Here is a 588-nt window from a genome sequence, read left to right as displayed (position 1 = left end):
GCCGCGAGTTCGTCGGCGCCCGCGACGTGCGCGTACACGCGGCGCCGCCCGATCCGCAGCGCCGTGTGACCGAGCGCCCGCTTGAACTCGGCCCGGACGTGCGCGTGATGGAGCCAGGCATGGGCCTGCTCGTGCGCGAGCGCCGCGGCCCGCACCGACCCCTCGGGGAACCAGTCGCGCCAGCCGCGCTCGTCGACGAGCCGTTCCGCGCGGGCCACCGTGTCGACGTACACCTCGACGACGGCCGGCCGTGACCGGTACCGGGCGAGCAGCCCGGCGGCGATCCCGTCGTGCCGCTCGACGACCCGGACGGGCATCGGTTCCGGCGTCATACGCGCACCGAACTCCTGGGCGGCCAGAGCCCATTGACGCAGTGTCAACGGATCACGACCCTCGTGCGTGGGCGTACCGGCGAGGAGGCGTACCGCGAGGTCCAGGTCGTGGTCGGCGCCGCTCATGCGCGCGACTCCACGACCGCGACCACCGGCTCGTCGGCGCCGCGCGAACGCAGCTCGCTGCGGGCCAGGGCCAGCAGCGCATCGGGCGCGAGCACACCGGACAGGTCCGCGATCCGCCCGCCCACCAGCA

At 75.0% G+C, this 588-nt stretch carries 1 protein-coding gene; it reads right to left on the bottom strand.

Going from position 1 to position 588, the window contains the following annotated elements; translation table 11 throughout:
• Window positions 1-458, bottom strand: a 458-nt coding sequence (locus tag G3I40_RS18925; RefSeq protein WP_164303314.1) for a hypothetical protein, incomplete at its 3' end; no start/stop codon positions are given.
• Window positions 459-588: the final 130 nt, after the last annotated feature.

The sequence above is a fragment of the Streptomyces sp. SID14478 genome (assembly GCF_010548525.1).
GTDB lineage: Bacteria > Actinomycetota > Actinomycetes > Streptomycetales > Streptomycetaceae > Streptomyces.
The sequence above is the reverse complement of the archived record's forward strand: the minus strand, read 5'-3'. Positions and strand labels throughout refer to the sequence as shown.